1 protein-coding gene is annotated in these 738 nt (G+C 56.0%); it reads left to right on the forward strand.

The window, feature by feature from the left end:
* Positions 1-738 (forward strand): hemagglutinin repeat-containing protein (locus AACQ38_RS23775; RefSeq protein WP_207631980.1); only part of this gene is annotated, 738 nt, incomplete at both ends.

The raw sequence follows: 738 nt of genomic DNA on the forward strand, positions 1-738 counted from the left end.
ATGCCACGCTCAAAGGCGCTCAGGTCAGCGGCGAACAGATTACTGCCGACGTCAAACGCCACCTGACACTCAGCAGCGAGCAGGACAGCAACCGCTACGATATGAAGCAGCAGAACGTCAGTGCCGGCGTCAGTGTTACTCTCGGTCCACAACCGGGCGGCTCATTGAACCTCAGCGCCAGCCGCGACAAAATCCACAGCAACTTTGACTCCGTACAGGAACAAACCGGACTGTTTGCCGGCAAAGGCGGCTATCAGGTAAAAGTGGGTGAACACACCCAGCTTGACGGCGCAGTCATTGCCAGTACCGCAGATAAAGACAAAAACACCCTCGATACCGGCACGCTGGGCTTTGGTGATATCAAAAACAAAGCAGATTTTAAAACCGAACACCATAGTGCGAGTATCAGCACAGGGGGTTCAGCCGGCGGCATGTTCCTCAGTAATCTGGCAGCCAACACCCTGGGCGGCGCTAACCGGGAAGGCCACGCCCAAAGCACCACTCACGCCGCGGTCAGTGACGGTGCCCTGATTATCCGGGATAAAGACAAGCAGCAACAGGATGTCACCACCCTGAGCCGGGATACCGACCATGCTAACAATGCCCTCAGCCCTATCTTTGACAAAGAGAAAGAGCAGCAACGGCTGAAACAGGCCCAACTGATTGGCGAAATCAGTGCGCAGGTGATTGATATCGCCGGCACCGAAGGGGCCATTATCGCCACCAAAGCAGCCAACG

Origin of the sequence: Photorhabdus sp. RW14-46 (assembly GCF_963887965.1) — a bacterium.
Classification (GTDB): domain Bacteria; phylum Pseudomonadota; class Gammaproteobacteria; order Enterobacterales; family Enterobacteriaceae; genus Photorhabdus; species Photorhabdus laumondii.